The sequence below is a fragment of the Zooshikella ganghwensis genome (genome assembly GCF_018263875.1).
Taxonomy (GTDB): domain Bacteria; phylum Pseudomonadota; class Gammaproteobacteria; order Pseudomonadales; family Zooshikellaceae; genus Zooshikella; species Zooshikella ganghwensis.
This window is the reverse complement of record NZ_JAEVHG010000006.1, coordinates 171,256-197,321: the sequence shown is the minus strand read 5'-3', so window position 1 is coordinate 197,321 and position 26,066 is coordinate 171,256. Positions and strand designations below refer to the sequence as shown.

Annotated in this window: 17 protein-coding genes; 15 read left to right on the top strand and 2 right to left on the bottom strand. The window is 42.2% G+C overall.

Annotated features, from left to right (window positions below):
* Positions 1–163: 163 nt before the first annotated feature.
* The 7 genes from KHS79_RS11270 to KHS79_RS11240 all read left to right on the top strand — a co-directional run bounded on the left by KHS79_RS11270 (position 164) and on the right by KHS79_RS11240 (position 10,912).
* A complete protein-coding gene (locus KHS79_RS11270) occupies positions 164–1,027 on the top strand; it encodes an outer membrane protein assembly factor BamD (RefSeq protein WP_212718975.1) in 864 nt (287 codons plus the stop codon).
* Between the two features lie 498 nt (positions 1,028–1,525).
* Complete coding sequence (bamI, locus tag KHS79_RS11265; protein ID WP_027708201.1) at positions 1,526–2,242, top strand: biofilm-associated metzincin protease inhibitor BamI; 717 nt, start codon at positions 1,526–1,528, stop codon at positions 2,240–2,242.
* Positions 2,243–2,311: 69 nt separating this feature from the next.
* Positions 2,312–4,153, top strand: a complete 1,842-nt coding sequence (gene mep72, locus KHS79_RS11260; RefSeq protein WP_212718973.1) for a biofilm-associated metzincin protease Mep72 — start codon at positions 2,312–2,314, stop codon at positions 4,151–4,153.
* 936 nt (positions 4,154–5,089) lie between these two features.
* Positions 5,090–5,779: a biofilm-associated metzincin protease inhibitor BamI gene (gene bamI, locus KHS79_RS11255; RefSeq protein ID WP_212718971.1), complete on the top strand. Its 690-nt coding sequence runs from the start codon at positions 5,090–5,092 to the stop codon at positions 5,777–5,779.
* A 40-nt stretch (positions 5,780–5,819) separates the two neighbouring features.
* Complete coding sequence (gene mep72 / locus KHS79_RS11250) at positions 5,820–7,709, top strand: biofilm-associated metzincin protease Mep72 (RefSeq protein WP_212718969.1); 1,890 nt, start codon at positions 5,820–5,822, stop codon at positions 7,707–7,709.
* A gap of 406 nt (positions 7,710–8,115) precedes the next feature.
* Positions 8,116–8,760 (top strand): hypothetical protein, encoded by a 645-nt coding sequence (locus tag KHS79_RS11245; protein WP_051311352.1) that lies wholly within the window; start codon positions 8,116–8,118, stop codon positions 8,758–8,760.
* 505 nt (positions 8,761–9,265) lie between these two features.
* Positions 9,266–10,912 (top strand): M20/M25/M40 family metallo-hydrolase, encoded by a 1,647-nt coding sequence (locus tag KHS79_RS11240; RefSeq protein ID WP_212718967.1) that lies wholly within the window; start codon positions 9,266–9,268, stop codon positions 10,910–10,912.
* Between the two features lie 96 nt (positions 10,913–11,008).
* Here KHS79_RS11240 and aceF read toward each other — a convergent pair whose 3' ends face one another.
* Together aceF and aceE are read right to left on the bottom strand one after the other, a co-directional pair.
* Positions 11,009–12,628, bottom strand: a complete 1,620-nt coding sequence (gene aceF, locus KHS79_RS11235) for a dihydrolipoyllysine-residue acetyltransferase (RefSeq protein ID WP_212718965.1) — start codon at positions 12,626–12,628, stop codon at positions 11,009–11,011.
* A 35-nt stretch (positions 12,629–12,663) separates the two neighbouring features.
* A complete protein-coding gene (gene aceE, locus KHS79_RS11230; RefSeq protein WP_212719102.1) occupies positions 12,664–15,318 on the bottom strand; it encodes a pyruvate dehydrogenase (acetyl-transferring), homodimeric type in 2,655 nt (884 codons plus the stop codon).
* A gap of 269 nt (positions 15,319–15,587) precedes the next feature.
* Here aceE and glnE point away from each other — a divergent pair, with 269 nt between their 5' ends.
* The 8 genes from glnE (at position 15,588) to KHS79_RS11190 (ending at position 26,053) form a co-directional block, all read left to right on the top strand.
* The gene (glnE, locus tag KHS79_RS11225; RefSeq protein ID WP_212718963.1) at positions 15,588–18,560 is read left to right on the top strand and encodes a bifunctional [glutamate--ammonia ligase]-adenylyl-L-tyrosine phosphorylase/[glutamate--ammonia-ligase] adenylyltransferase; all 2,973 of its coding nucleotides are present in this window, start codon (positions 15,588–15,590) and stop codon (positions 18,558–18,560) included.
* 80 nt (positions 18,561–18,640) lie between these two features.
* Positions 18,641–19,564 (top strand): branched-chain amino acid transaminase, encoded by a 924-nt coding sequence (locus KHS79_RS11220; RefSeq protein WP_094785957.1) that lies wholly within the window; start codon positions 18,641–18,643, stop codon positions 19,562–19,564.
* Between the two features lie 156 nt (positions 19,565–19,720).
* Positions 19,721–20,752 (top strand): lipopolysaccharide heptosyltransferase II, encoded by a 1,032-nt coding sequence (waaF, locus tag KHS79_RS11215; RefSeq protein ID WP_233468378.1) that lies wholly within the window; start codon positions 19,721–19,723, stop codon positions 20,750–20,752.
* 24 nt (positions 20,753–20,776) lie between these two features.
* A complete protein-coding gene (gene waaC / locus KHS79_RS11210) occupies positions 20,777–21,814 on the top strand; it encodes a lipopolysaccharide heptosyltransferase I (RefSeq protein ID WP_212718959.1) in 1,038 nt (345 codons plus the stop codon).
* Positions 21,815–21,825: 11 nt separating this feature from the next.
* Entirely contained in the window at positions 21,826–22,959 is a 1,134-nt protein-coding gene (locus KHS79_RS11205) for a glycosyltransferase family 4 protein (protein ID WP_212718956.1), read from the top strand.
* Positions 22,960–22,961: 2 nt separating this feature from the next.
* A complete protein-coding gene (gene rfaP / locus KHS79_RS11200) occupies positions 22,962–23,774 on the top strand; it encodes a lipopolysaccharide core heptose(I) kinase RfaP (protein WP_212718952.1) in 813 nt (270 codons plus the stop codon).
* 24 nt (positions 23,775–23,798) lie between these two features.
* Positions 23,799–24,551 carry a lipopolysaccharide kinase InaA family protein gene (locus KHS79_RS11195; protein WP_206196672.1) on the top strand — a complete coding sequence of 251 codons (753 nt, stop codon included), beginning with the start codon at positions 23,799–23,801 and terminating at the stop codon, positions 24,549–24,551.
* Between the two features lie 8 nt (positions 24,552–24,559).
* Positions 24,560–26,053 (top strand): lipopolysaccharide kinase InaA family protein, encoded by a 1,494-nt coding sequence (locus KHS79_RS11190; protein WP_212718949.1) that lies wholly within the window; start codon positions 24,560–24,562, stop codon positions 26,051–26,053.
* The last annotated feature ends 13 nt before the right edge of the window (positions 26,054–26,066 follow it).

Sequence of the window (26,066 nt, the reverse complement as noted above, 5' to 3'; positions counted from 1 at the left end):
AATCTCTATAAATTACCCTCCGAGTGATCTTTTGAAAACTCGGAGGCATATAAAGATATATGCTATGGACTACGCATAAAAAAAATGGTGAAGGATTTAGTATGCCTGTTGTGAAAGGTATATTTTCAACAAAAGAATAGTTGCGTAATAAGTGAGGTCAAAAATGATCAACAAGTGGTTTGGAACAAAAGTGTGGTTGTGGTTTACCGCTACTGTTTGTTTCACGTTTGGTAGTTTATGTATGGCGGAATTGCCTGCAGAGATTGAAGTTGACCGATTTATTTTGGCAGCCAAAAAGCATATTGAGCAAGGAAACTATGGTCAGGCTGAGCAATATCTGCAAAAAGCAATTGCCTTACAGGTAACCCCGCCAGATGAATTTTACTTTATTTATGGAAAAGTATTATTCAAAAACAAAAAAATGGATCAGGCTCAGGAAAATATAGAACGTTATTTAAAACGAACTGGAAAAGAAGGGGAGTATTATCAAGAAGCACTAGGCATGTTTACTGATATTGAAGAATTTAAACAAAAAGACCAACAAAAAAAAGCAGCCATCAGTTCAGTTGATAAAAGTGATGTTATAAAGATCGAACCCAGTGAAATGGATAAGGTAGTAAACCGCCTTAAAGCGCAGTATAAAACATCAAGTGAAATTATTGCTTTAGAAAAATATATTAATGAAATGCTTGCTGAGAATGCTTTAAGAAAAGGAAAAGTTATTAATTTAAATAAAGAAGCAGATGAGCTATATACTATTAATGCAAAGAATCTTGGTGAGCTAATTGTTACTAAAGTGATAAGAACAACTGATGATGGTGGTAAGCAACTACAAAATGCAATATTGAAAGTATATGGTGTGACTACCGATATTAAATATAGTTGTACTGGTGTTGATAATATTTGCTGGATTAAGCACCCTGTGACTATGGAAAGGTGGATTGCTATTCGTGGTAATCAAAGCACTGCTAATAAGTTGACTACGTTTATTGCGGAACTAATAAAGTATAAACAAAAAGAAGGATGATAGGCTAATTAAAATAAATAAGTGGTTAAGTTGTTAAGCGATTAAATAGTTAAAGGGTATCTGCCATACAATTCATTATTGTTAAGGACATGACGCACTTTTGTTGTTAGGAAGTCATAGGTCAGTACCCTTCAAACTCGTATAGATCTTTATCAGTGCGGGATCAGCTATAAGTACTTAACAGTTGCTAAACTTGATATGTGCCAGTTCACACTGTTAATGACAGGCCCTCGTTACTGTAAAACATTTCACGCTTTTATCTAAACTTACAATATTGAAATATATACTCGCCGTTGAATCATCTGTCTTACAGTAAATGATTACCGTCGCTTAAGCGGCGTGAACATATCTACAACATATACAATTACTGATGTGTCTTTTATTTTATTGTGCAAGATATCGCATAAAGCATAATAAGCCCTCTTTATACTCCGAAGAAGTGTTTCCTGAACTTGTTTACCAAGAGCTGTTGTTTGCTTCTTAAGGGGTACCGTTTTTATGAAAAACTCGAAAATAATTATAGGTGCTGGTGCATTACTGGTCGGTGTTTGTGCTGCTGTGGTTTTGACGCCTGCACTAAAGACAAAACCAGCCGCTAGCGTGCAACCTGTTAGTAGTACTGCAGGAGATAAAGCACAACCTGTGGCTTCTGTTGGTTCAGATACAGTATCTACTCCATCAACTCAACCAGCAGAAGATGCAGCCGTTGCTAGCCAAAAAGATATTCCTTTGCCTGAGCCAGGTCCTCAGCTAGCAGAAGTAGATCCAAATGAAGTGATCAATATGTGGAAAGTTGATGATGGTAATCCAACATCTGAGGATGGCGGTGTTACAGCTTACAATGTGCAAGTTGATCCGACTATTGTTTCCAGCTTACAGATGGGACAAACCTTAGAGTTTGAAATTCCTCATTTGAATCAGTCGTATAAAGCACAACTTACTTCAACACATAATCAGCTTGATGATGTACATGTTTTTAAAGGAAAAATTGAGAATGGAAGTAATGTTGAGAATGTCATTGTTACTCGTGGAGAAATCGAAACCTATGTAACAGTTTCAACAGAGCAGGGGGTTTACACCACTCGCATTGATAACAAAACAGGCAGAAGCACAGTGGTCAGTGAAACAGATCGCTTGCGTACCATTACAAACTTTAATGATGCATTGCCTGCCCCAGAAGTGCCTATTACGCCTCCTCAAAAAGATAATGGCTAATAAAAAGATTTTTATAACACAAAGTAGCCTATACCGCGTTTTAGGGTTGTATGTAGGAGAAAAGAAGAAATGGCAAGCCAAATAAAACGATCGTTAATGGGGCTTAGCTTCTTAACGGCCTCAATTATGTCTGCATCCGTAGTGGCTGAAACAGTTGATGTCATGCTGTTGTATTCCCCAGAAGTAGCAGAAAACACAGATATAAAAGCAAAAATGGCATCTTGGGTAGAGTATGCTAATACAGTATATAAAAATAGTGAGCTTAATTTAACGCTACGCTTGGTGCACTCTGAAGCATTAAGTAAAGACTATGGAAAAATTGATCAGGAAACACTTAAGAAACTGACAGATGACAGTAAAGTTTCCAAGTTACGTCAAGAAAAGGGAGCTGATATTGTCAGTTTTATAACGGCACGTACAGGGGATAAGTGCATTGTATCTTGGATGCCCAAGGGTGAAAACGGAAAGCTAAAGGAAACCTCTGGTAATTTAGCCTTTAATGTTTTTGGAGACTCCTGTGGTGATAGTGCTTTGGTGCATGCGATTGGCCATAACTTTTCACTAGGTCACTCAGCTCGGCAAAACTCAAAAGGTGGAATGTACCCATGGGCTAGAGGACATGGACAAGAAGGGTTGTTTACCACTGTTATGGCTTACTCAAGTGCATATGGTGATGCCCCACAGGTCGCCATGATGTCGACCCCGTCCTTAAAAAAATGCAAGGATCAAGCCTGCGGTATTGATAAAGAGAGTGAAAGTGGCGCTGATGCAGTGTCGAATATGAAGCAAGTGGTTGCTCAAATTGCGGCTTATATGCCAACAAAAGTTGACGATGGTAGTACACCTCCTGGAGACAAGCCGGGAGATGGAGACAAGCCGGGAGATGGAGATAAACCGGGAGATGGAGATACTCCTGATACGGTTTGTAAGAAGCCCAATTTAGAAAAAGATAACCTGATTTTGCAGCCTGATTTTAATAGCGTAGATAAATGGCAGCCTTTTTACACAAGTGCTACCCAGTTAAAGCAGCATACTGTTAAGCGTGACTGTGGACGTGATAACCTGTTACATATCACTAATCGTAAGCAATACTATGACGGTGTGATTCAAGACTTAACAGGAAAGCTCGAAGCAGATCAAAAATATACCCTAACAGCTAAACTTGGCTTGAAAGTGGGTGATGACGGTAAAGAAAATCGAGACTTTGGTTTAGTTGCATTGCTTATTAAAAATGACCTTGGTGCTTACTACTATCAATACCTGTCAATTAAGTCTATTACCACTAGCGAAATGACTTCGATTAAAGAGACGTTTTCTTTGCAAGCGCTAGGTAAGGTAGAAAAAGTTAAATTGCTAATTTTTGGACCTAAAGGTCAGCGTGACTTAATAGTTGATGAAATTAAAATCTCAAAATCTTCCAGTGAGACACCAGAACCTCCCAAAAATCCACCCTTACTTGAGCACTCATTTGAGGAAAATGACCATGGTTGGAAGCCAGCTTTTGGATCGGGTGAACTGGTACGAAAAGCAGATTTTGCACACGGTGGTCAGTGGTCTTTAATGTCATCTGATCGTAGCCACTGGTACTCAGGGCCATCGATTAACTTGAAAGGGCTAATTGAGGCTGATAAGGCTTATACTTTATCTCTGGCTGCAAGCCTGGGTAAGGATGCTAAAGCAGAAGAGAATATTGATATTCAGCTCTTTTATGTAGATGAAGATGGATATCATTGGCAGCGTTTAACAACAGAAAAGCTTGCAGCGGGTGGTACTTGGTCAGAAATTACAACCGCCTTGAAATTTGCGCCCAAAGGCGTCGTGAAATATGCAAACTTGTATATCTTTGGACCTGAACCTTCTGCTTCACTCTTTATTGATGACATCAATTTAAAACTAAACTCTGAAGAGTAGTGACCTTTTTAAGGTAATAAGATAGCGGGTACATCGTGCCCGCTTTTTTAATTCTTTCCAGATGGTATTGAGGTCTAGGTCACATTTGCTTTCGGCAGTACAGTTATAAACCACTACTTAAATTGAGATACCTATCGCATTAATGTCGAAAAGAGCATCATCTTAAATGCCACTGTGAGTAAGTTCATTTATATTCAACGTGGAGAAACTTATACTTTCACCTGCGATAAGGGATTAAAAAGCATGGATAGGTTTAGCTTGAATTACTAAGTTAACCTTTTGATAAGCTGGGCGTTACTACATGCACTCAGTAGGCTGGAAGTATATCAGGGCAACATTAGATCACTGCTCTATTAACAAATGAGTAAGCAGTAAAGTAAGTCGATAAAGAAAGTACTGGGGTTTAGCCAAAATGGTTGATAAAAATCTAATAAAAGCCTGTGCCTTGATTTTTGTGGGTGTTTGCGCAGCGTTTATGCTATCACCTTATTTACATACATCTGAAACACCCTCTGAAGTTTCTTCTGTAGTTGTTCCATAAAGTGGTTTTGCTAAAGTCAAAGTAGTGCATTCATAATGTCAAATAATAAGTATTAGCAAATCCTTGTATTTGTACTTTAGATCCATTTTGTTTTTATGCTTATTTGCTGCTCTTCATTGTATTCAGCCTAGAATAGTACCATTTTTTTAAAGCCATTTATCTTTCAGATATTACGCTTCAACCTGAACTAGACTCATAATCCTCTTGGACGTTCACCTTAAACTGGAAAAGTGTGAACCTGTTCGCTAAAAAGCATTCCCCCAAATAATATACTTATTCTGTCTTATTTAACGTTGAGGGTGTGACAAGGTATGTCGCAGCACTTTGGTGCTATTTTGTAAGGAGTCATCGTAGTACAACGTTGTCAGACAGTCTCATTTCTTGGAGAAATTTACGTGAATTACACTAACCTGATGCGTACGACATTGTCGGTATTAGGCGTCTCGCTATTTTCTTTTTATTTAGTGGGGTGTTCAGAGTCCACAGATAAAGCGGAAGTTAAAAGTACAGCTTCTGACGTATCAAAAGTCAGTACTGAACAGACTGAAAGTCAAGCTTCACAGCAAAGTAAAAAGCTATCAGAAAATAATCCAAAAGTAGTAGTTACAGAAGAGGTATTCCCTGAACCACCAGCTTCAAAAAAAGCCGTGGACTTAACTAAAGGGCAACATCAACTTTGGCAGTTGTTAGATACTGATATTGAAAATAAGGAAACTTATGCAATTCAAGCCGATCCTGCAGTGCTGTCTTCGTTTGCTATTGATGGTGTTGTAACAATGCAGGTAACGCCTGACCATTCAGTATCAGCCAAGTTAGTCGAGACCTATAACGGTGATATGGGTGAAATGGTCTGGAAAGGTGAGATTGTTGATGGCGATAACACAGAAAGTATGTTGGTGACAGAAGGCGAGCGTACCACAATTATAAGTTTAGCTACTCGCTACGGTAATCAGACTATTGTCGTTGATAAGAAAACGGGCAAAGGGCGCGCAACAAGTGAAGATGAGATTGCGCAACGACAAAACCCAAAACATGTCGATGCGATTCCCGTTAAAGATGATTTACTTAAACCACAACCAAAATAACATTTAAATTGAATTGAAGAGCCATTCCGGGAGCCCTGCAATGAGTTTTTTATTTAGAAAAAAAGCGTTAGTGCTATCACTAGCGAGCTGCTTTGCTGTGTCAGCACAAGCTGGTGAAAATGTTGTTGATATCATGGTGTTGTATACTCAAGATGCTGTTGATTATGTAGTAGCCGGTGATATTGATGCCCAAATAGCGTCTTATATTAATTATTCAAATGAAACATTTAAGCGCAGTAATGTTAATTTGAAGTATCGTCTTGTTCACAAGCAGTTATTTAATCCTCGTAATATTAGTCGTTATGAAAAAGTAAATAGTAGCTCTCTGGCAGCATTTGCTGAGAACAGTGAAGTTGCTAATTTAAGGAAGAAATATGGTGCGGATATTGTCACGCTGGTTAACCTTCGTGAAGAAGTAGTCAAAGGAAATTCTGTATACTACACTTGTGGTATAGGTTATGTGCCAGGTGGTTATAATAATACGTTTTATTCAAATGCTAGCGCTAATGCCTACAATTTGGTCGGTGTAGAGTGTGGTAACAGAACGTTTTTACATGAGTCAATGCATAATGCAGGTGCTGGGCACTCAAAAGAACAAGATGATTATAACTCAGAAAGCTATCGGGTAGACAAATCGGCTCGTGGCTATGGCCAGTATAACCGTTTTGCAACGATCATGGCTTACCCACATGTTTTTGGTAGTGCTAAGGCAGTGCCATATATTTCTAACCCTGCAATTTATAACTGTGATAACGACTCATGTGGTGTTCATGGCAGTGCAGATGCGGCTAAGCATTTGAATAAGATGGGGGATAAAGTTGCTAACTTTATGGCAACGAAGGTTGTTGATACATCCACACCAACTGACGATGGAACAACCTCTGAGCCTGAAACCCCCAAAACAGATACTCCAGAAACACCAAAGTCAAAGCCTAATCCTAAGCCAAAACCCAAGCCGATTTCTGTTTGTGAAAAAGACAGCTTAGACGGTAACTTACTTGATGATGGTGACTTCAATGAGAGTGGTGCATGGGAGTCTTACACCCAGTCTGAAAGCATTAGTACAGTTTATACAACACGTGACTGCGGAAGAGATTATATTGCTTTAGTGAGCAACCGTAATTACTTTTATAGTGGTGCGGTGCAAGATATAACGGCAAAGGTTGAATCGGGTGTTGAGTATACTCTTTCCGCTAAGATGGGCTTAAGTGGTAACTATCGTTCTAGAAGTACAGGTAGTTTAGCCATTCAAGTTTCTGATAGTCGTGGTACTTATTACCACTATGTTGCAAATAAGTCATTGGCGGCTAATACACTTTCTAAACTATCTGGCAAGTTTAAAATTAAATCAAGAGGCACAATCTACTCTGTAAGAGTTTTAGCTTATGGACCAGGTGCGGGTACAGACTTTTATCTTGATGAAGTTTTATTGAAGAAGGTTGAGCAGCCAAAAGTTAAGGAAACACCAAAACCTGTTATCAGTTATGTGCTTGATGAAAACTTTGAGCGTGGTGCCGGTAACTGGTTTGGTTATGGTAGTTATGCGACTAATTCATGGCAGTACTCAACATCTGGTTATCGTAGTTTAATTGCATTTAACAGATCGTCTCAATATAGCGGTCCAGCACTGAACTTGCATGGTATTATTGAGCCAAGCAAACGTTTTAAAATGCAGGCTAAATTAAGACTAGGCTATAGCTTGAAGAATACTGAGAATGTTGAAGTGGTTCTGACTTATGTAAATAGTAATGGTTATCGTAAGTGGGAAACTGTGTCTGCGAAGAAAGTAAACAAGGGACAATGGTACGATATTGAAGGTACTTTTACTGCACCTGCCTACAACTTGCGTAGTACCTATATGATGATTGTCGGACCATCTGCTGGTACTGAGTACTATCTGGATGATGTTAAGGTGAATCGCGTTCAGTAGTATAAATTTGCATTTACTAGTGACGTTCAAAAAAACAGGTGCTTAGGCACCTGTTTTTTTATGTCTTTTCGAGTCCAGAGCTAGAGAAGCTCTTAATATTTGATAAGCGCTGATGAACCTTGTAACAGGTAATAGGTAGCTTAAGCTGCACAAAAAATATTCAGAAATAAGACAAAAGTTTGATTTTATTTGTGATATGTATCAACACGGTATACAAAAAGTAATAAATTAGCAACAGAATGTGTGTTTTTTCACAACCACAATAGAGGTTAACCTATAAACTTCACACAACTTAATTGATTTAGCGCTAAGTACTTAATTGAAATATGTGCAATTTATTCTATGAAATCATACAATTTTCAGCCTGATAATGAGTAATCATTATTTTTTATCTAGGGATCGATGCATGAAGGTATTCTTTTTTGGCTGTTCTGGATTGTTATCACTGGCATGTAGCACATTTGTGGCGCTGACTTCCATTAACGTGTCAGAGCAAAATCAAAATACACTATATATCAAAGAAACTGCTGCTGCAGTTGCAAGCTCAAAGTCTTTAAATACTGAGACTAGTCATGCGGAACTTGTTTCGGTAATTAATGACGAGCAGGCAATGGAGGTTATGGGTGAATCGATTTGGTCTGTTGACCCTGTTCCCTCAAAAGTTGAAGATGGAGTGCCTTTGCTAAAGCTACAGGCAAATCGTCAGGTGCTAGCGACACTAAACCTTGGTCAGGTTTTACAGCTTAAAGTACCTGGATTAGACAAAGTGCTTCTAGCGGAGCTGTTTTCTACCCATAACCAACGCAATAATATGCAGGTTTGGTCTGGGCGTTTACTTAACCGTCAACCCGGTGAAAGTATTTTAGTGACTAAAGGAAGTCACGAAACGTATATCACGATTTCTACTAAAAAAGCTGTTTACTCTGTCAGAATCAATAATGAGACGGGTTATGGTACTATGATTAATGAAACACAAGTTCTTAATGACCTTGTGGATAGATCTAAAGATAAAGAAAAGTCTGACTCTACACGGCTTGCACAAACAGATTAAAAAATAAAAGTTTCTTCTTCTTAACCCTTTAATACCTTTTGATTATTATATTTCTTCAATTATTTCCTGCCTGCTTAATTAAAAATTTTTTGATATATAAAACTGAATGTTACGGTGTGATAATTAACTGTATCGTGTTAGTGATATATTTTTATGCTGTTGAATTCGTTTGTTAGTTTTTAGCTATTGGTTTGTCATTGTTTGTTTTATAAAATATTTATTGGTGATTGTAGAAATATTTGGTGTAATTTTTATTTAAAAATATGTTAAAAAGCTTAAGCTGTTGTCGGATTTTATAGGTTGAAATGTTTCTATGAGCAATTTCTGGTAGTGCCTTAGGATAAAGTCTGATATTACGACTAGTTAATTAATTCTTGCTATTTTAGTTGATGATTTAAAAGTCGATTTCTTTACTTGACAGTCGCGCCAAAAAAATATTTGCTGATAGAGGTGGATAGCTCAAAGCTAAAAATACAAGGATGTCACTCTTTACAGGGAATTTTATATGAAAATCAAAAAGGTTACGGCAGGGATAATTACTTCGTTGGTTTTAACGGGTAGCCTTGTGACTTCAAGCCTGAGCGTGGGCAACACAATTGCCGATGAGAAGCAGAAGCTTTGGGTTACAATGGGTTCAGATGCTTATGCTGGAATACAGCAACTTATGGGTAACCAGCTTCCTAAATACACAATTTCTAGTTTGGCTCAGACTGATGTTGCGGTAACACAGCTTGACCCCGCTCACCTTGATTTGATTTCGTATTATATGCATGCCAAATATAAGCGTTGTGGTGGCTTTATGGTGCATGATTCTTATGCTGATGCCGTTAAGTCAGCTAATGAGATGATTGCGAATAAGACAGAATCATTAGTAACCATTGACTATACAATAGACCAACAAAAAGTAGTGAATGCTTTTCTACCACAGTTACAAGAGAGTGATATTCGTACGACAATTGATGGCATGGCTAACTTTCATAACCGCTATTATCAAAGTGATACAGGCAAAGATGCCTCTGGCTGGATTAAAAATACCTGGGAACGTTTAACCAATGGGCGAGCCGATACCAAGGTGGAGTTATATCAACACAGTAGATGGAAACAGCCTTCTGTGATTATGACCTTACAAGGTGACGGGAGTACTGACGAAGTGGTGGTTATTGGTGGACACATGGACTCTATCAACCATAACGTCAGTGATAAATTGAGAGCACGAGCACCTGGTGCCGATGATAATGCTTCGGGGATTGCCACTATTACAGATGTAATCAAAGTAATGATGGCAAATAACTATAAGCCAAAGCGAACCATCAAGTTTATGGCTTATGCAGCTGAAGAGGTAGGCCTGCTAGGCTCGGATGATATCGCTGAAGATATGAAAGGTCAGGGAGCAAATGTGGTTGGGGTCATGCAACTTGATATGACCAATTACCAGGGATCATCTTATGACTATGCATTGGTAACGGATTATACCAATTCCGCACAAAATGAATTTTTAAAACGACTAATTAGCCAGTACCTTTCTCAATATACGTATACCACAATGCGTTGTGGTTATGCTTGCTCTGATCATGCTTCCTGGCACCGTCAGGGGTACGCTGCGAGTATGCCATTTGAAGCTCCCATGCAGCAAAGTAATCGTTATATTCATACGGCCAATGACACCCTTGATAAGTCGGGCAATAACGCAAACCACGCATTAAAATTTGCTCAATTAGCGACAGCATTCTTAGTTGAAATGGCCAAGAGCGCTGGTGATGATGATGGCGATGGGGACGATCAAGGTGAGTACAAGCAGTTTTACTCCGCTATCGGTTTCTGTCTTGATGTACAGGACTCAAAAACACCACTGGTTAATGAGTGTAGTAAAGCTGATGGCCAGCAGTGGATGCTGGGTAATGATGGAACAGTGAAGTCTAAGCGTTATAAAGGCTCGTGTCTGACAGTGACAGATAGTAGTGGAAGTGGTGGCTCTGTTGCGATGGAAAAATGCGCTGGCAGCAATAGTCAAAAATGGTCGCTTAATGGCGATGCACTAGTGAATGACAGCTTGGCTGATCGAGCACTCACAGTTTATGGATACAGGCAGGGCGCTAAAGTCGGTATGTGGTATGACTGGGGTCAGGATTACCAGCGTTGGAGTTGGAAATAACTATTTAAGTCTTCAGTCGTGTTTTTAAACATAAAATACTATAAAAAAAGCCCATCAACTGATGGGCTTTTTTTGACTCTTAAGGCGTGATGAGTACTAAAGCAGTAGCTCTCTAATATCGCCAAGAGCAGCAGCCAGAACAGCAGCAAAACGTGCTGCATCTGCACCATTAATAGCTCTGTGATCGTAGGATAAACACAGTGGTAACATTAAGCGTGGCATAAACTCTTTACCGTTCCAGACCGGCTTCATGCTCGCTTTGGAGACACCGAGAATTCCTACTTCTGGTGTATTTACGATTGGCGTAAATGCTGTTCCACCAATACTGCCAAGGCTTGAAATGGTAAAACATGCGCCTTGCATTTCTGCTGGGCTGAGTTTTTTATCTTTCGCTTTTGTTGCTAACTCAACAGTTTCCTGCGCAAGTTGTGTCAAACTCTTCTTATCAGCATCACGAATCACGGGTACCAATAAGCCATCAGGTGTATCTACGGCAAACCCAATGTGGAAGTAATCTTTCATGATTAATGCATCACCTGTTGGGTTGAGTGAAGCATTAAACTGAGGAATGGCTTTTAGAGCATGAACACAGGCCTTAATGATAAAAGGCAGTGGCGTCATTTTAACGCCTTTTTCTTTTTGCGCTTTACGGAATGTTTCCAGCTCAGTGATATCGGCTTCATCAAACTGTGTTACATGAGGAACATTCAGCCAAGAGCGATGTAAGTTGAAGGCTCCCACTTTACGCAAGCGTGTTAGTGGCTCTTCACGAACTGGGCCAAACTGGCTGAAGTCAATAGCTGGAACAGCAGGAATTGCGCCCATACCTTCTGCAGCAGGTGCTGCTTTAGGTTTATTTAACTGCTCACTGACATACTGCTGGACGTCTTCTTTTAGAATACGTCCACGTGGGCCAGAGCCTCTTACCAATGCTAAATCAACACCAAACTCACGGGCTAACTTGCGTACCGCTGGTCCAGCATGAATACGCTTGCTAGGCTCCTGCAGTTGAGCTGAAGCTGTGCTAGCTGCTTGAGCGGGTGCTGGCGGCTTGGCTGTGGTTGGAGTACTTGCTGCAGGTGTTGCTGTTGTTTTTTGCTGAGGCTGAGATGAAGGTGTAGCAGGTTTGGCAGAACCTACGGTTTCAAGCTCCAGGATCGCATCACCCATAGAGACTTTATCATCGACCTTAAGCAGAATTTTTTTCACGACACCTGCTTTGGGGGCAGGTACTTCCATCGTGGCTTTATCTGACTCAAGAACAACCAGAGAGTCTTCTTCGGCAACTTCATCACCGACATTGACACAGATTTCAATGACGGGGACATCATCGCTACCAATGTCAGGAACCTTGATGGTTTCTACTGCAGTTTCAGTAGAGGCTTCTGCAGCGGGTGCTGACGCTTCTTCTACAGTAGGTTCATTGGCAGGCTCTTCTGCTGCAGGCTGACTAGGTGCTTCAGCTTGAGCACCACCACCGGCAGTGGTTAGAACTAAAATTTCATCGCCTTCAGAAACCTTGTCCCCAACCTTGACCAAGATTTCTTTGATTTGGCCAGCCTTGGGGCAGGGGATTTCCATTGTGGCTTTATCTGACTCTAATACAAGCAGTGACTCTTCTTCAGCAACGTCACTGCCCACACTGACGGAAATTTCAATGATTTCGACGTCATCACTGCCACCGATATCGGGTACTTTAATAATCTCGTCTGTCATTTGCGTGTTACCTTAATTATTCTTTGACTGAAGGATTAGCACTTAACGGGGTTCACTTTTTCAGGGTCAATGCCGTACTTCTGCATTGCCTTGGTAACCACGCTGGCTTCAATAAGCCCTTCTTCTTTCAGTGCATTTAAGGCAGCGATAGTGATGAAGTAACGATCTACTTCAAAGAATTCACGCAGCTTTTTACGAGAGTCACTACGGCCAAAGCCATCAGTACCTAATACCACATAGCGCGAAGGAATGAACTCGCGAACCTGATCAGCATAAAGCTTCATGTAGTCTGTAGCCGCAACAACAGGGCCTTGACGGTTTGCGAAGCAGTTAGTCACATAAGGCACTTTTGCTTCAGACTCTGGGTGCATCTGGTTCCAGCGCTTGACTTCTAGAGCTTCACGACGCAGCTCATTGAAGCTGGTCGCGCTCCAAATGTCAGACTCAACCTTAAAGTCTTTTTTCAACAGTTCTGCTGCTGCACGAACTTCTTGCAGAATAGTGCCACAGCCCATGAGCTGAACTTTTAGCTTAGCTTTACGTGAGTTTTCTTCGAGGCAGTATAGACCTTTCAGAATACCATCAATCACTGCAGGATCTTCAGGCAGGGCAGGGTGCTGGTAGTTCTCATTCATGGTGGTGATGTAGTAGAACACATTTTCCTGTTCGGTATACATTCGACGAATACCATCACGAACAATCACAGCAAGCTCGTAGCCATAAGTTGGGTCATAGCTAATACAGTTTGGAATAGTGGAAGCCAAAATATGACTGTGGCCATCTTGGTGCTGTAAGCCTTCACCATTCAATGTTGTCCGGCCTGAAGTAGCACCAATCAGGAAGCCTCGAGCCTGAATATCACCAGATGCCCAAGCCAGGTCACCTGTCCGCTGGAATCCGAACATAGAGTAAAATGCATAGAACGGAATCATGGGTACATTGTTGAAGCTATAGGCTGTTGCGGCAGCAACCCACGCTGAATGTGCGCCAGCTTCGTTAATACCTTCTTGTAGTATCTGACCTTTTTTGTCTTCTTTGTAGAACATAACCTGGTCAGAATCCATTGGTTCATAGAGCTGTCCTGCAGAAGAGTAAATACCCAACTGGCGGAACATGCCTTCCATACCAAAGGTGCGGGCTTCATCAGGAACAATAGGCACCACATGCTTGCCAATGGCCTTGTCTTTAACTAAAACGCTCAGGATACGGACAAAGGCCATGGTCGTTGAAATTTCACGCTCACCACTACCTTTAGTCACTTGCTCAAAGGCTTTTAGTTCAGGGGTGGGCAATGAAGAGCTCTTAGTTCGGCGTTGAGGGATATAGCCGCCCAGCGATTCACGGCGTTTGCGCATGTAGACCATTTCTGGACTGTCGGCATCAGGGCAGTAGTATGGTACGTTTTCAAGATCATCATCTTTGATAGGGATATCAAAGCGGTCACGGAATGCTTTCAGCTCATCTAGCTTCAGCTTTTTCAGTGAGTGTGTAGTATTAGCCGCCATACCACTACCGGTTTCATAACCTTTAACGGTCTTAGCAAGGATAACGGTTGGCTGACCAGTATGGTTAACCGCTGCATGGTAAGCAGCGTAAACCTTGTAAGGGTCGTGACCACCACGGTTGAGCTTGTAGATATCGTCATCTGACAAGTGCTCAACCATTTTCAGTGTTTCAGCGTGTTTACCAAAGAAGTGCTCACGAGTATAAGAACCACCTTTAGCTTTATAGTTTTGGTAGTCTCCATCAACGCATTCATCCATACGTTGCTGTAATAGACCATGATCGTCTTGGGCAAACAGAGGATCCCAATGACGACCCCAAACTACTTTTATCACATTCCAGCCAGCACCGCGGAACTGGCCTTCAAGTTCCTGGATAATTTTGCCATTACCACGAACCGGACCGTCTAGGCGTTGCAGGTTACAGTTAACAACAAAAATAAGGTTGTCCAGCTTCTCGCGACCGGCCATGCCAATGGCACCCATAGACTCAGGCTCATCCATTTCACCATCACCTAAGAATGCCCAGACTTTACGGTTGCCCGCCTTAGCCATTTCCCGGTTTTCCAAGTACTTCATGAAGTGAGCTTGGTAAATAGCTTGCAGAGGACCTAGACCCATAGAAACGGTTGGGAATTGCCAAAAATCAGGCATCAACCAAGGGTGTGGATAGGATGATAAACCATTGCCATCCACTTCACGGCGGAAGTTATCAAGCTGTTGTGCTGTGATCCGGCCTTCTAAGAATGCACGTGAATAGATGCCTGGGGCTGTATGGCCTTGGAAGTAAATCAGGTCGCCATCATCTTCATCGTTGGGACCTTTAAAAAAGTAGTTAAAGCCAATGTCATACAAAGTTGCGCTGGATGCAAAGCTGGAAATGTGCCCACCAAGATCATCTGGACTCATGTTTGCTCGCATTACCATCGCCATTGCATTCCAACGCACCAGCGAACGGATGCGGCGTTCCATAAATAAGTCGCCTGGCATGCGTGCTTCACGAGAAGAAGGAATCGTATTGCGGTAAGGTGTTGTAATGGCGTATGGAAGTTGAGTTCCTTTGCGGCTCGCATAACGGGCTAGGCGAGTCAGCAAATAATGCGCACGATCTTCCCCCTCTTTTTCGAGTACAGACTCTAGCGCTTCGAGCCACTCTTGGGTTTCAATAGGATCCACATCATTTTGCATCATTTATATTGCTCCAGGTCTTAGAAGCCTTGGGATCAGGCGTATAATGATTATAGCTACAAGGTTGTTAGCGCTTGATTATCTAAGAATTGAAAAGATTATTACGATTTTAATCTTTTTTATGTAGTAATACTACATATTGATCCAATTTGGGGTCTTTTAGGCTGAGTTTATGTAGTAAAGCTACAAAAAATGTAAGGCTAAAAACTGTTCAAAACCTTTAGGTTGTACCTTCTCATCTGTCAAGTTTGAGTCAATAAGGATTAGCAATGCAATCATTGCCATTAAGCGATTGTCCCCAGGAGATTAGCTCATTAGTGACTTTTTACTGGGAGCAGTTTGTACAAAATTGCCGCGACAATAACACAGTTTGCAATGACTTGGATAGATTGCCAGACAGTTTTTGGGCCGATTTGGTGACTGTGTGGGGAGGGAGCAGCTATGTTGCTCAGCAATGTTGTCATCACCCTGATTGGCTTTTGGCGCTGGCGCAGGAATACGATACCCATAACCAGACAGTCACTGATCCGGTAATGCCAACATTAGCCTTAACCCTGGCTGATATTGATAGTGAAGATCTAGTGATGGAAGCTGTACGACAGTTTCGTCACAGAACAATGGTAGGCATCATTTGGCGTGATTTAACAAATAAAGCAAACCTAATTGAGACAACTGCTGCTTTAACGCAGCTTGCAGAAGAGTGCATTGATGCCAGTTATCAATGGTATTACCAGTACTTCTCTGCGCAGTGGGGAACACCTGCTTGGCAACAAGGAGGTAAAGAGGGTAAACCACAGCATATGGTTATCTTGGGTATGGGAAAATTGGGGGCAGGGGAGTTGAATCTGTCCTCGGATATCGACTTGATATTTGCGTATCCCCAAGCAGGACAAACTGAAGGAAAGCAAAAGGCTATCAGTAATCAGGAGTTTTTTGTTCGGCTTGGCCAAAAATTGATTAATGCATTGGATGCTAATACAAAAGATGGTTTTGCTTTTCGTGTAGATATGCGGTTACGCCCATATGGTCAAAGTGGGGCGCTGGTTTTAAATTTTGATGCAATGGAACAGTACTATCAGGACCAGGGCCGAGACTGGGAGCGCTTTGCCATGATCAAGGCGCGAGTTGTTGGCGGCGATAAAAAAGCAGGAGCAGACTTGCTTGCCAGGTTGAAACCCTTCGTATTCAGGCGCTATGTCGATTTTAGTGCAGTTAATGCGCTGCGAGAAATGAAGCAAATGATTAGTCGCGAGGTGGTGCGCAAAGGTCGTCAACACAATATTAAGTTGGGGCCTGGAGGTATTCGTGAGCTTGAGTTTATTGTTCAGGCATTTCAGTTAATTCATGGTGGTCGAGACCCTGCACTACAGCAAAAGTCAGTCTTTAAATTACTCAATGTGCTAGCGGGTCAGGGCTATCTTCCTCTTGCCGCGACTCAAGAGCTTGAAGGTGCTTACCACTTTTTACGTAAATTAGAGCATGCTTTGCAAGCATGGGCAGACCAGCAAACGCAAGACTTGCCAAAAGATAAAACTCAGCAGTGTAGGTTAGCCTGGAGTTTAGGGTTTGCTGACTGGAGCCTGTTAGCTCAAGCCTTAGAAGAACACCGTAAAAAAGTCAGCTACCACTTTTCACAAATGGTCGCTGAGCCTACCGAAGAGCATGCTTCCAATGCAGTATTGTCCTGTTGGCAGTCGCTGTGGCAGGGGCAGCTAAGTGAAAATGAAGCGACACAACAGTTGATAGCCCACCAGTTTCAGCAGCCTGAAACGATTCTTCAACGTTTACAGCAACTGGCAAGTGATAAGTCAGTGCGAATGATGCAACGTAAAGGTCGACAACGGTTAGACACCTTTATGCCAATATTACTTGCTGCAGCTATTCACCAAAGTGATCCCAGCAATACGTTACTAAGAGTTTTACCTCTGGTGGAGCGTGTCCTAAGGCGGACAGCATATATATTACTGTTAATTGAAAACCCTGTGGCACTTCAGCAGTTGTTAAAATTATGTGCTGCTAGTCCTTGGATTGCCGATACCATTGCTCGTTATCCTATGCTGCTGGATGAGTTTTTAGATGTGGGTTCACTTTATTCGCCACCTGATAAAGAAACGTTGGCTGACGAGCTTCGGCAGCAATTAGCCAGAGTGCCAGAGGATGATATTGAGCTGCAGATGGAAACACTACGTTACTTTCGCATGGCGCATGTGCTGAGAGTGGCAGCTTCTGAAGTGGCAGGCACACTGCCATTAATGAAGGTAAGTGATTATTTAACCTGGATCGCTGAAGCTGTGTTGGAGCATGTGTTGTACATTGCTTTGCATTATGTGCAAAGTCGATATGGTCATCCAGGTGGAATAGAGGGTGATCAGGTTGAGTTTATCGTTATCGCTTACGGAAAACTAGCAGGTATAGAACTAAGTTATGGCTCAGACCTGGATGTAGTCTTTGTGTATAACGCTCCTCATAACCAGTCCTCTTCGGGTCCTAAAGAAATCGATAACAGCCTTTATTTTATGCGTCTTGGCCAGCGCATGATCCATATTCTTACTGCGCAGACACCTTCAGGACAACTTTATGATGTGGATATGCGGTTAAGACCTTCGGGCGCTTCGGGTTTATTAGTTTCAACCATTAATGCTTATGCAGAGTATCAAGCTGATAAAGCCTGGACTTGGGAACACCAAGCACTTGTCAGGGCAAGAGTAGTGGCTGGATCTCCTCAGTTAACGAGTCAATTTAGTGAGGTTCGGGCGCAGGTGTTGAGTCAAGCGCGGGACCAGGAAAAACTCAAAGCTGAAGTGATTTCAATGCGAAATAAAATGCGCGATAACCTGGCAACAAAAGAAACGAATGGTGGGAGGAGTGATGCTGCCTGGTTGGCTGAGACAAAATTTAATCTTAAACACGATTATGGAGGTATCGTAGACATTGAATTTATGGTGCAATATATGGTCCTGGCTTGGTCGCACCAATATTCTGACTTACTTACCTATACCGATAATATTCGGATTCTGGAAGAGTTGGAAAAAGCAGGTCTGTTAGCACCTGAATCTGCTAACCTGCTCCGCGAGGCTTACAAGGCTTATCGTTCTGCGGCTCATCGGCTGGTGTTACAAAATCAGTCTGGTGTAGTTACCGGCGATTCCTTTCATGAATATCGGCAAGGTGTTATTGCACTTTGGCAGCAGCTTCTGGGAGATACCCCAAGCCCAGTAGCTCATGAGAGTGGTGCCGACTAGACTTATACCTTTTGCATGAGTGCTATTAACTAATTGTTAAACCTGACATAGAGAAGCAGATTGAACAAGGAGTCTCATTTATGACGATGGCCGATCGCGATGGTCTGATTTGGTTTGATGGGGAGATGGTGCCTTGGCGTGAGGCTAAAACCCATGTGCTAACCCATACACTGCATTATGGCTTAGGGGTATTTGAGGGGGTGCGAGCTTATCATACTGATCGTGGACCTTGTATTTTCAGATTGCAAGAGCACACGGATCGTTTGTTTCGAAGTGCCCATATCTTGGGGATGAAAATTCCTTTTAGCAAAGACGTACTCATTGCTGCGCAAAAAGCGGCAGTTAAAGAGAACAAACTCGATAATGCTTACCTAAGGCCAATGTGTTTTTATGGCTCTGAAGGTATGGGGTTGCGGGCTGACAATCTGCAAGTCCACACCATTGTTGCTGCCTGGGAGTGGCCCAGTTATATGAGCCCTGAAGCATTAGAACATGGGATTAAAATTCGGACTTCTTCCTACACTCGCCACCATGTCAATATTACGATGTGTAAAGCAAAGGCGAATGGCAACTACATTAACTCAATGCTGGCATTGAAAGAAGCCCAGGACTGCGGTTGTGAAGAAGCATTACTGCTGGATAATGAAGGCTATGTTGCTGAAGGTAGTGGTGAAAATATTTTCCTTGTTAAAAACGGCAAGTTATACACGCCTGAACTTACTTCCTGTCTAGAAGGTATTACGCGGGATAGTATTCTACAGTTTGCTGCAGAGTTGGGTATAGAAGTGATTGAAAAGCGTATTACCCGCGATGAGGTATATGTTGCCGATGAGGCCTTTTTTACAGGAACAGCGGCTGAAGTATTGCCTATCAGGATGCATGATAACCGGGTTATTGGTAAAGGCGATCGTGGCCCAATAACTACGAAATTACAGCAAATGTACTTCGATCAGGTCACGGGTAAGCGTGATGCTAATCCCGAATGGCTCACACCTGTGTTATGATTCCCCGCTTGACGAAATTCCAGTCATTTTTTCCTGTATCTGGATGTCCAGATACAGGTTGCCTTAATTAAGGCAAGAAAAAACTAACTCTAATGTAAATTGGTTGCGCGCGTGAAGATCCTTGTGGTTGGTCCCTCCTGGGTGGGGGATATGGTCATGGCACAAACACTGTTTATGAGTCTTAAAGCTCAGCATCCAGACTGTGTTATTGATGTACTGGCCCCAGAGTGGAGCCGTCCTATTTTGCAGCGAATGCCTGAAGTGCATAAAAGTATTGCTATGCCTGTGGGGCATGGCCAGCTGAAGTTATCTGCACGTTGGCATCTAGCTCGAAAATTGCGTTATGAACATTATGATCAGGCGATAGTTTTGCCAAATTCACTGAAGTCGGTGCTGGTTCCGGCAATGGCAAAAATTCCACAGCGAACCGGTTGGGTCGGTGAGTGTCGCTATGGGCTTCTCAATGATATTCGTAAGCTGGATAAATCGGCTTTACCATTAATGATTCAACGCTTTATAGCGTTGGCTTACCCCGCTAATACACCGTTATCTGGGGATTTACCTGCTCCCGCGCTGCATGTTGACAAAGTTTCTTTGCAAAAAGCACTAGCGCGTTATGAGTTAATGGCGGATGAAAGTTCCCCAGTACTTGCGCTTTGTCCTGGCGCTGAGTTTGGACCCGCAAAACGTTGGCCTGAGCAGCACTACAGTGCGGTAGCTACGCATATGATTCAGGCGGGTTGGCAAGTATGGTTATTAGGCTCTGCAAAGGATCAGGAGGTGACAGCAAAGATTGCTTCGCAGATTCCTGAGCAGTGGCAAAATCAGGTGCAAAATTTAGCAGGAAGAACCTCACTTGCAGAAGCCATTGATTTACTCTCTATGGCTTCCGCTGTGGTCAGTAATGACTCTGGGTTAATGCATATTGCAGCAGCCTTAGAGCGACCACTTGTTGTGGTTTATGGTTCTACATCACCTGACTTTACGCCCCCCTTAAATCAACAACAGGCGGTAGTGCGTTTAGGTTTAGAGTGTAGTCCCTGTTTTAAGCGCGAGTGTCCCTTGGGACATTTAAAGTGTCTTCATCAATTAACTCCACCTACGGTAATTGAGGCACTACAAAGGCTTGTGCCTGTTGTGTCTGAGAATAAAAAGCCTGCAAAGAGCGTCGCTAGCTCATGTGGATAATGTTCAGTTAAATATTGAGCGGCAATGAAAAAAGTACTTGTTGTAAAAACCTCATCGCTTGGTGATGTTATTCATACGTTACCAGCCTTAACTGATGCACAAGAAGCTATTCCTGGCATTCGATTTGATTGGGTTGTGGAAGAGGCTTTTGCAGAAATTCCCCATTGGCATCCTGCCGTCGATAAAGTTATTCCGGTAGCTATTCGCCGCTGGCGGAAAAATATTGTGAAAACCCTGACGCAGGGCGAGTGGCAGCAGTTTAAGCAACAACTCCAGGCGACCACCTATGATGCGGTTATCGATGCACAAGGCTTATTGAAAAGTGCATGGCTGACGTATTTAACACATGGTCCAAGCTATGGTATGGATAAATCTTCTGCTAGAGAGGCATTAGCGGCTCACCTTTATCAGCATACTATACCTGTTGTGAAAGGTATTCATGCGGTAGAACGTGTTCGTCAGCTATTTGCAAATGCTTTGGGTTACAAGCTGCCAAGCCAAAGAGGAAAGTTTGCACTTAATAAAACAATGCTCCTTGCTGACTCTCCTGAAATCAATCAAATTGCTTCAGTACTATCTTCCAGTCCTTATGTTGTTTTTTTGCATGGTACAACACGTGAGCAAAAACATTGGCCTGAGCCATACTGGTTTGAGCTGGCAGAAAAGTTCGCAGAACAGGGGCTTTATATTGTTTTGCCTTGGGGGAATGAGGTAGAAAAGCAGAGAGCTAATCGTATTCAATCTAAGGTTTCATCAAAAGCCGTGGTTTTACCCAAACTGAACCTGGCGGGTATAGCTGGCGTTTTGGCTAAGGCTACTTGTGTGATCGCAGTAGATACCGGATTAGGTCATCTTGCAGCTGCACTGGATAGACCCTGTATCTCGTTATATGGGCCAACGAGTCCACGCTTAGTCGGTACTTACGGTGAAGGTCAATGTCATTTGACCGTTGATGATGCCAACGCGACTAACAATAAGCCACTTCCTGCTGTTGAGCCTGCTATTTTTCGTAGCTTAATGCCAGTTCAGGTGTTTCAGGCAGTCCAACCATTCTTAGCCTAGATCGTTGTACTATGAAGTTAGCATTTATTCTTTTCAAGTATTTTCCGTATGGTGGATTGCAACGCGATTTTTTGCGTATTGCGCTTGAATGTCAGAGTCGCGGGCATGACATTGTGGTTTATACCATGGATTGGCAAGGTGAAAAGCCTGCTGGTTTTGTTATCCATCAAATCAAACCAAAAGCATTAGCGGCTCATAAACGGGATAAGTGTTTTCATCAAGCGGTGATGAATCATATTGAGCAAAACGCAGTAGATTGTGTTATTGGCTTTAATAAAATGCCAGGGCTGGATATTTATTATGCAGCTGATGCTTGCTATGAAGACAAAGCACGTTTACAGAGAAGTAAATTATATCGTTTGATGCATCGCTATAAACATTTTTCGGCATTTGAGAGAGGGGTTTTTAGCCCTGAAAGTACAACTCATATTTTATTGATTGCCCCTGCTCAGCAAGCTTTATTTGAGCAGTATTATCACACCCCACCTGAACGCTTCCACATATTACCACCAGGCATTTCTCGTGATCGCTGTGCTCCAGAAAATGCAGCAGAAATTCGTCAGCAGCTGCGTGAAGAATTTAATATTGCAGCCAGTGAAAAGTGTGTATTGATGGTAGGGTCTGGCTTTCGAACCAAAGGACTGGATAGAGCGCTTAATGCTATTGCAGCTTTACCTGAACAATTGAAACAAAGCATACACTTTATGGTGATAGGCCAGGATAATGCTAAACCTTTTTGGCGACTTGCCCGTGGGCTTGGTATTGAAAAGCAGTTATCTATTTTATCGGGGCGAGATGATATTCCACGCTTTTTATTGGGAGCTGATTTACTGATTCATCCGGCTTATCATGAAAATACAGGTACAGTATTACTTGAAGCTGCAGTTGCAGGATTACCTGTATTAACGACGGACATCTGTGGATACGCACACTATATAGGTGAGGCCGATATTGGCTGTGTGGTGCAATCACCTTTTAAGCAAGAGGATTTAAATAAGCAGTTACTGGCAATGCTCTCTGATCCGGAGGCGTATCAGCAGAGGCATGAAAATGGTTTGCAGTTTGCCAAACATGCTGATATTTACAGCATGCCACAGCAAGCAAGTACATTGATTGAACAGTTAGCCAGTCAGCGGGGTAAGTAGCTTTGACTATTTATTTGCGAAAAGAGTTTGAAGAGCGTTGGACTGGGCTGGATCCCTTTGAGCAAGTTAAACTATTACAGGGAAAGGTTTTTCGTGAACTGGAGGCGCGTCGTACGCTTCAGTTTGAAAGTGCAGGAAAAAGCTATTTTGCAAAAATCCATGGTGGTATTGGCTGGAAAGAAATAATCGCGAACCTTCTTCGATTCCGCTTGCCTGTACTGGGCGCAGAAAATGAGTGGTTAGCGATTAGGCGCCTGGAGAAAGCTGAAGTACCGACAATGACAGTTGCTGCATATGGAAAACGAGGAAAAAATCCTGCACAACAGCTGTCGTTTATTATTACTGATGATTTAACGAATACCATCAGTTTGGAGGACTACACGCTTGATTGGTTAAAGCATCCTCCACCTTATGCGATAAAATATCAATTGATTAAAAAAGTTGCTGAATACACAAAGAAAATGCATCTGAGTGGTGTTAATCATCGTGATTATTATATATGCCATTATTTATTACATTTACCAGAAGGTGGCTCTGAATTAACAGTAGAAACCATAAAGCTCAACTTGATTGACCTACACAGAGCACAGGTCCGCTCTAAAACACCAACACGCTGGATTAAAAAAGATTTGGCGGCACTTTATTTTTCAGTATTAGATATTGGCTTAACGTACCGAGATGTCTTGCGGTTTATTCGTTATTATACTGGCGTACCACTAAGACAGGCTCTGAAGAATCAACGCTATTGGCAAAGCATTACTCACAAAGCAAAGAAAATGTACCTTCGAAAACAGCGGAAGGGTGACGCCATTTAGCGCATGTACTTGAGGAGTAGTCGTTTGATAACAACTGAGTGGACGGTAACACCAAGCTATCAACAAGGTGATACGGGAGATGCTTTTTCTAGTTTGGAAAAGGTGTTTTCGTTACCTGGCGAGTTAATCACAACAGACCCTATAAGTGCTGTATATAAGGTGAGAGTTGGCGATAAATACTATTTTGTTAAACGCTATACAGCGGGTGGTAAAGGTATTCGACGTTACCTTGGCCCAAGCCGGGTAAAAATGGAGTGGCAGAATCTCTTATTTTTTCAAAAATTAGGTCTTCCCACAGCCCCTATTGTTGCTTATGGAGAGTCCAGATTTTTAGGTAAAACCCTCTGTGGAGCGCTTATCACAGAAGAGTTGGTTGGGACTGATGATTTAGCTTCCTTAGCACAGGCTGAGGCCTCCTGCCTAAAAGATCATAACTGGGTTACAGCGGTTAGTAATCAAGTGGCTGATGCAACGAGAGCTCTACACAGAGAAAGATTCGCACATAACGACTTAAAGTGGCGTAATGTCTTAGTTACGACTGGACCTAATCCACAAATTTATTTAATTGATTGTCCTGCAGGCACCCGCTGGTTTGGTCCAATGCTGAGCTATCGTAAAATTAAAGACCTGGCATGTCTGGATAAGGTTGCTAAGTATCAGCTAACCCCCAAGCAGCGTCTAGCATTTTATAAGCGCTATCGGCAGTGCGGTAAGTTGTCTATTGCTGATAAGTATCAAATTCGTAAAATCTTGCAGTTTTTTGCTGGTCGAGAATAGGTGTCTTGGTGACGAGTACGACGAGTTTAGGCCCAATGTTGTCCATAAATGATTTGGTTGAGGCCAATCGTGATGTTCGATGCCCTTTTCGTATAGGTTTTCAAGAGGTTGATAGTACTGCTTTAATCCAGCTGAATTGTGAATATATTTTTAGGCTACTACCCAAGAAGCGCTTGGTCTGTCGTGCAAATACGGATGATAGGCAAGTTTTAGTAAAACTCTTTATGGGAAGTAACGCTGATAAGTATTTGCAGAGAGAGCTGCGAGGTGTTATCGCATTACAACAAGCTGGCCTGCATACAGCAGACATCATTGCTCATGGCCCTGCTGCTCAAGGAATTGGGCAGGTACTCGTTCTTTCGTACTTGAGTGGCACAAAAAGCCTGCAAGCACAGTGGGATAATATCAGTGATCAGCCATCCCGATTAAGCATTCTTAGGCGAGTAATGCCTTTAATTGCAGATATGCATGCTTCGGGGCTAAAGCAAAACGATATCCACCTCAATAACTTTCTTACAGATAAACAGGGAAAACTGTTTGTGGTTGATGGTGATGGCGTCGAAACCACAGAGCAAGGCGTGTCCTTAACTGAAAGTGAAATAATAGATAATCTGGCACTACTGTTTGCACAGCTACCTCCTGAGTATGATGATTTTGTAAGTGAATTAATCACTGTTTATAATGTGCGCACTTCGCGATCCAAGGTTGAGACTGAAGTACTTTTATCTAGAGTAAAGTTTCGTCGTCACTGGCGCTTGCAACGTTACTTGAAAAAGATCTATCGCGACTGTACAGAGTTTGTTGTTAACCATGGCTGGCAGCATTTCTATGTAACCCGTAGAGAGCTAGCAACGAAGGAATGGCTTGAGTTTTTAGCAAATCCTGAAGCCTATATGGGCACAGGTAAGAGGCTTAAAAGTGGTAATACAGCAACGGTAGATTTGGTGGAGGTTGCTGGACGTCAGGTTGTGGTTAAACGTTACAATATCAAGAATTGGCAGCACCGTTTAAGTCGTTGCTGGCGCCCTTCTAGGGCATGGTTATCGTGGCGTAATGGGTATATGTTAACCATGCTGGGGATATCAACCCCCCAGCCATTAGCGATGATTGAAGAGCGTTGTTGCTACCTTCGAGGGCGTGCTTATTTGATTTTAGATTATATTGCAGCCCCTGATTTATTAAACTGGACTCAACAAGAAGGTGTTCAGGAGCAATTACCAGTAATTAAAAGTCAGCTAGAGAGACTTTTTTCTATTTGGCTGAACAATGGTATTAGTCATGGTGACCTTAAAGGCAATAACTTATTAGTCAATGAAAAGATGGATATACAGGTTATTGACTTAGATGCCATGCAGATGCACTCAAATCAGAAACAGCTTCAACACTATTTTCGAAAAGATATGCAGCGGTTTTTAAAAAACTGGACCGATAGTCCTGACTTGTGTGATACATTTGAACCTTTGGTTCAGCATATGAATGCACAGATAGAGCAGTTAAAATAGAGCAACTAAAGAT

Coding starts and splice junctions, on each gene's coding strand:
- KHS79_RS11270 (WP_212718975.1), top strand. CDS start 164: ATGATCAACAAGTGGTTTGGAACAAAAGTGTGGTTGTGGTTTACCGCT.
- bamI (WP_027708201.1), top strand. CDS start 1,526: ATGAAAAACTCGAAAATAATTATAGGTGCTGGTGCATTACTGGTCGGT.
- mep72 (WP_212718973.1), top strand. CDS start 2,312: ATGGCAAGCCAAATAAAACGATCGTTAATGGGGCTTAGCTTCTTAACG.
- mep72 (WP_212718969.1), top strand. CDS start 5,820: ATGAGTTTTTTATTTAGAAAAAAAGCGTTAGTGCTATCACTAGCGAGC.
- KHS79_RS11245 (WP_051311352.1), top strand. CDS start 8,116: ATGAAGGTATTCTTTTTTGGCTGTTCTGGATTGTTATCACTGGCATGT.
- KHS79_RS11240 (WP_212718967.1), top strand. CDS start 9,266: ATGAAAATCAAAAAGGTTACGGCAGGGATAATTACTTCGTTGGTTTTA.
- aceF (WP_212718965.1), bottom strand. CDS start 12,628: ATGACAGACGAGATTATTAAAGTACCCGATATCGGTGGCAGTGATGAC.
- aceE (WP_212719102.1), bottom strand. CDS start 15,318: ATGCAAAATGATGTGGATCCTATTGAAACCCAAGAGTGGCTCGAAGCG.
- glnE (WP_212718963.1), top strand. CDS start 15,588: ATGCAATCATTGCCATTAAGCGATTGTCCCCAGGAGATTAGCTCATTA.
- KHS79_RS11220 (WP_094785957.1), top strand. CDS start 18,641: ATGACGATGGCCGATCGCGATGGTCTGATTTGGTTTGATGGGGAGATG.
- waaF (WP_233468378.1), top strand. CDS start 19,721: ATGGCACAAACACTGTTTATGAGTCTTAAAGCTCAGCATCCAGACTGT.
- waaC (WP_212718959.1), top strand. CDS start 20,777: ATGAAAAAAGTACTTGTTGTAAAAACCTCATCGCTTGGTGATGTTATT.
- KHS79_RS11205 (WP_212718956.1), top strand. CDS start 21,826: ATGAAGTTAGCATTTATTCTTTTCAAGTATTTTCCGTATGGTGGATTG.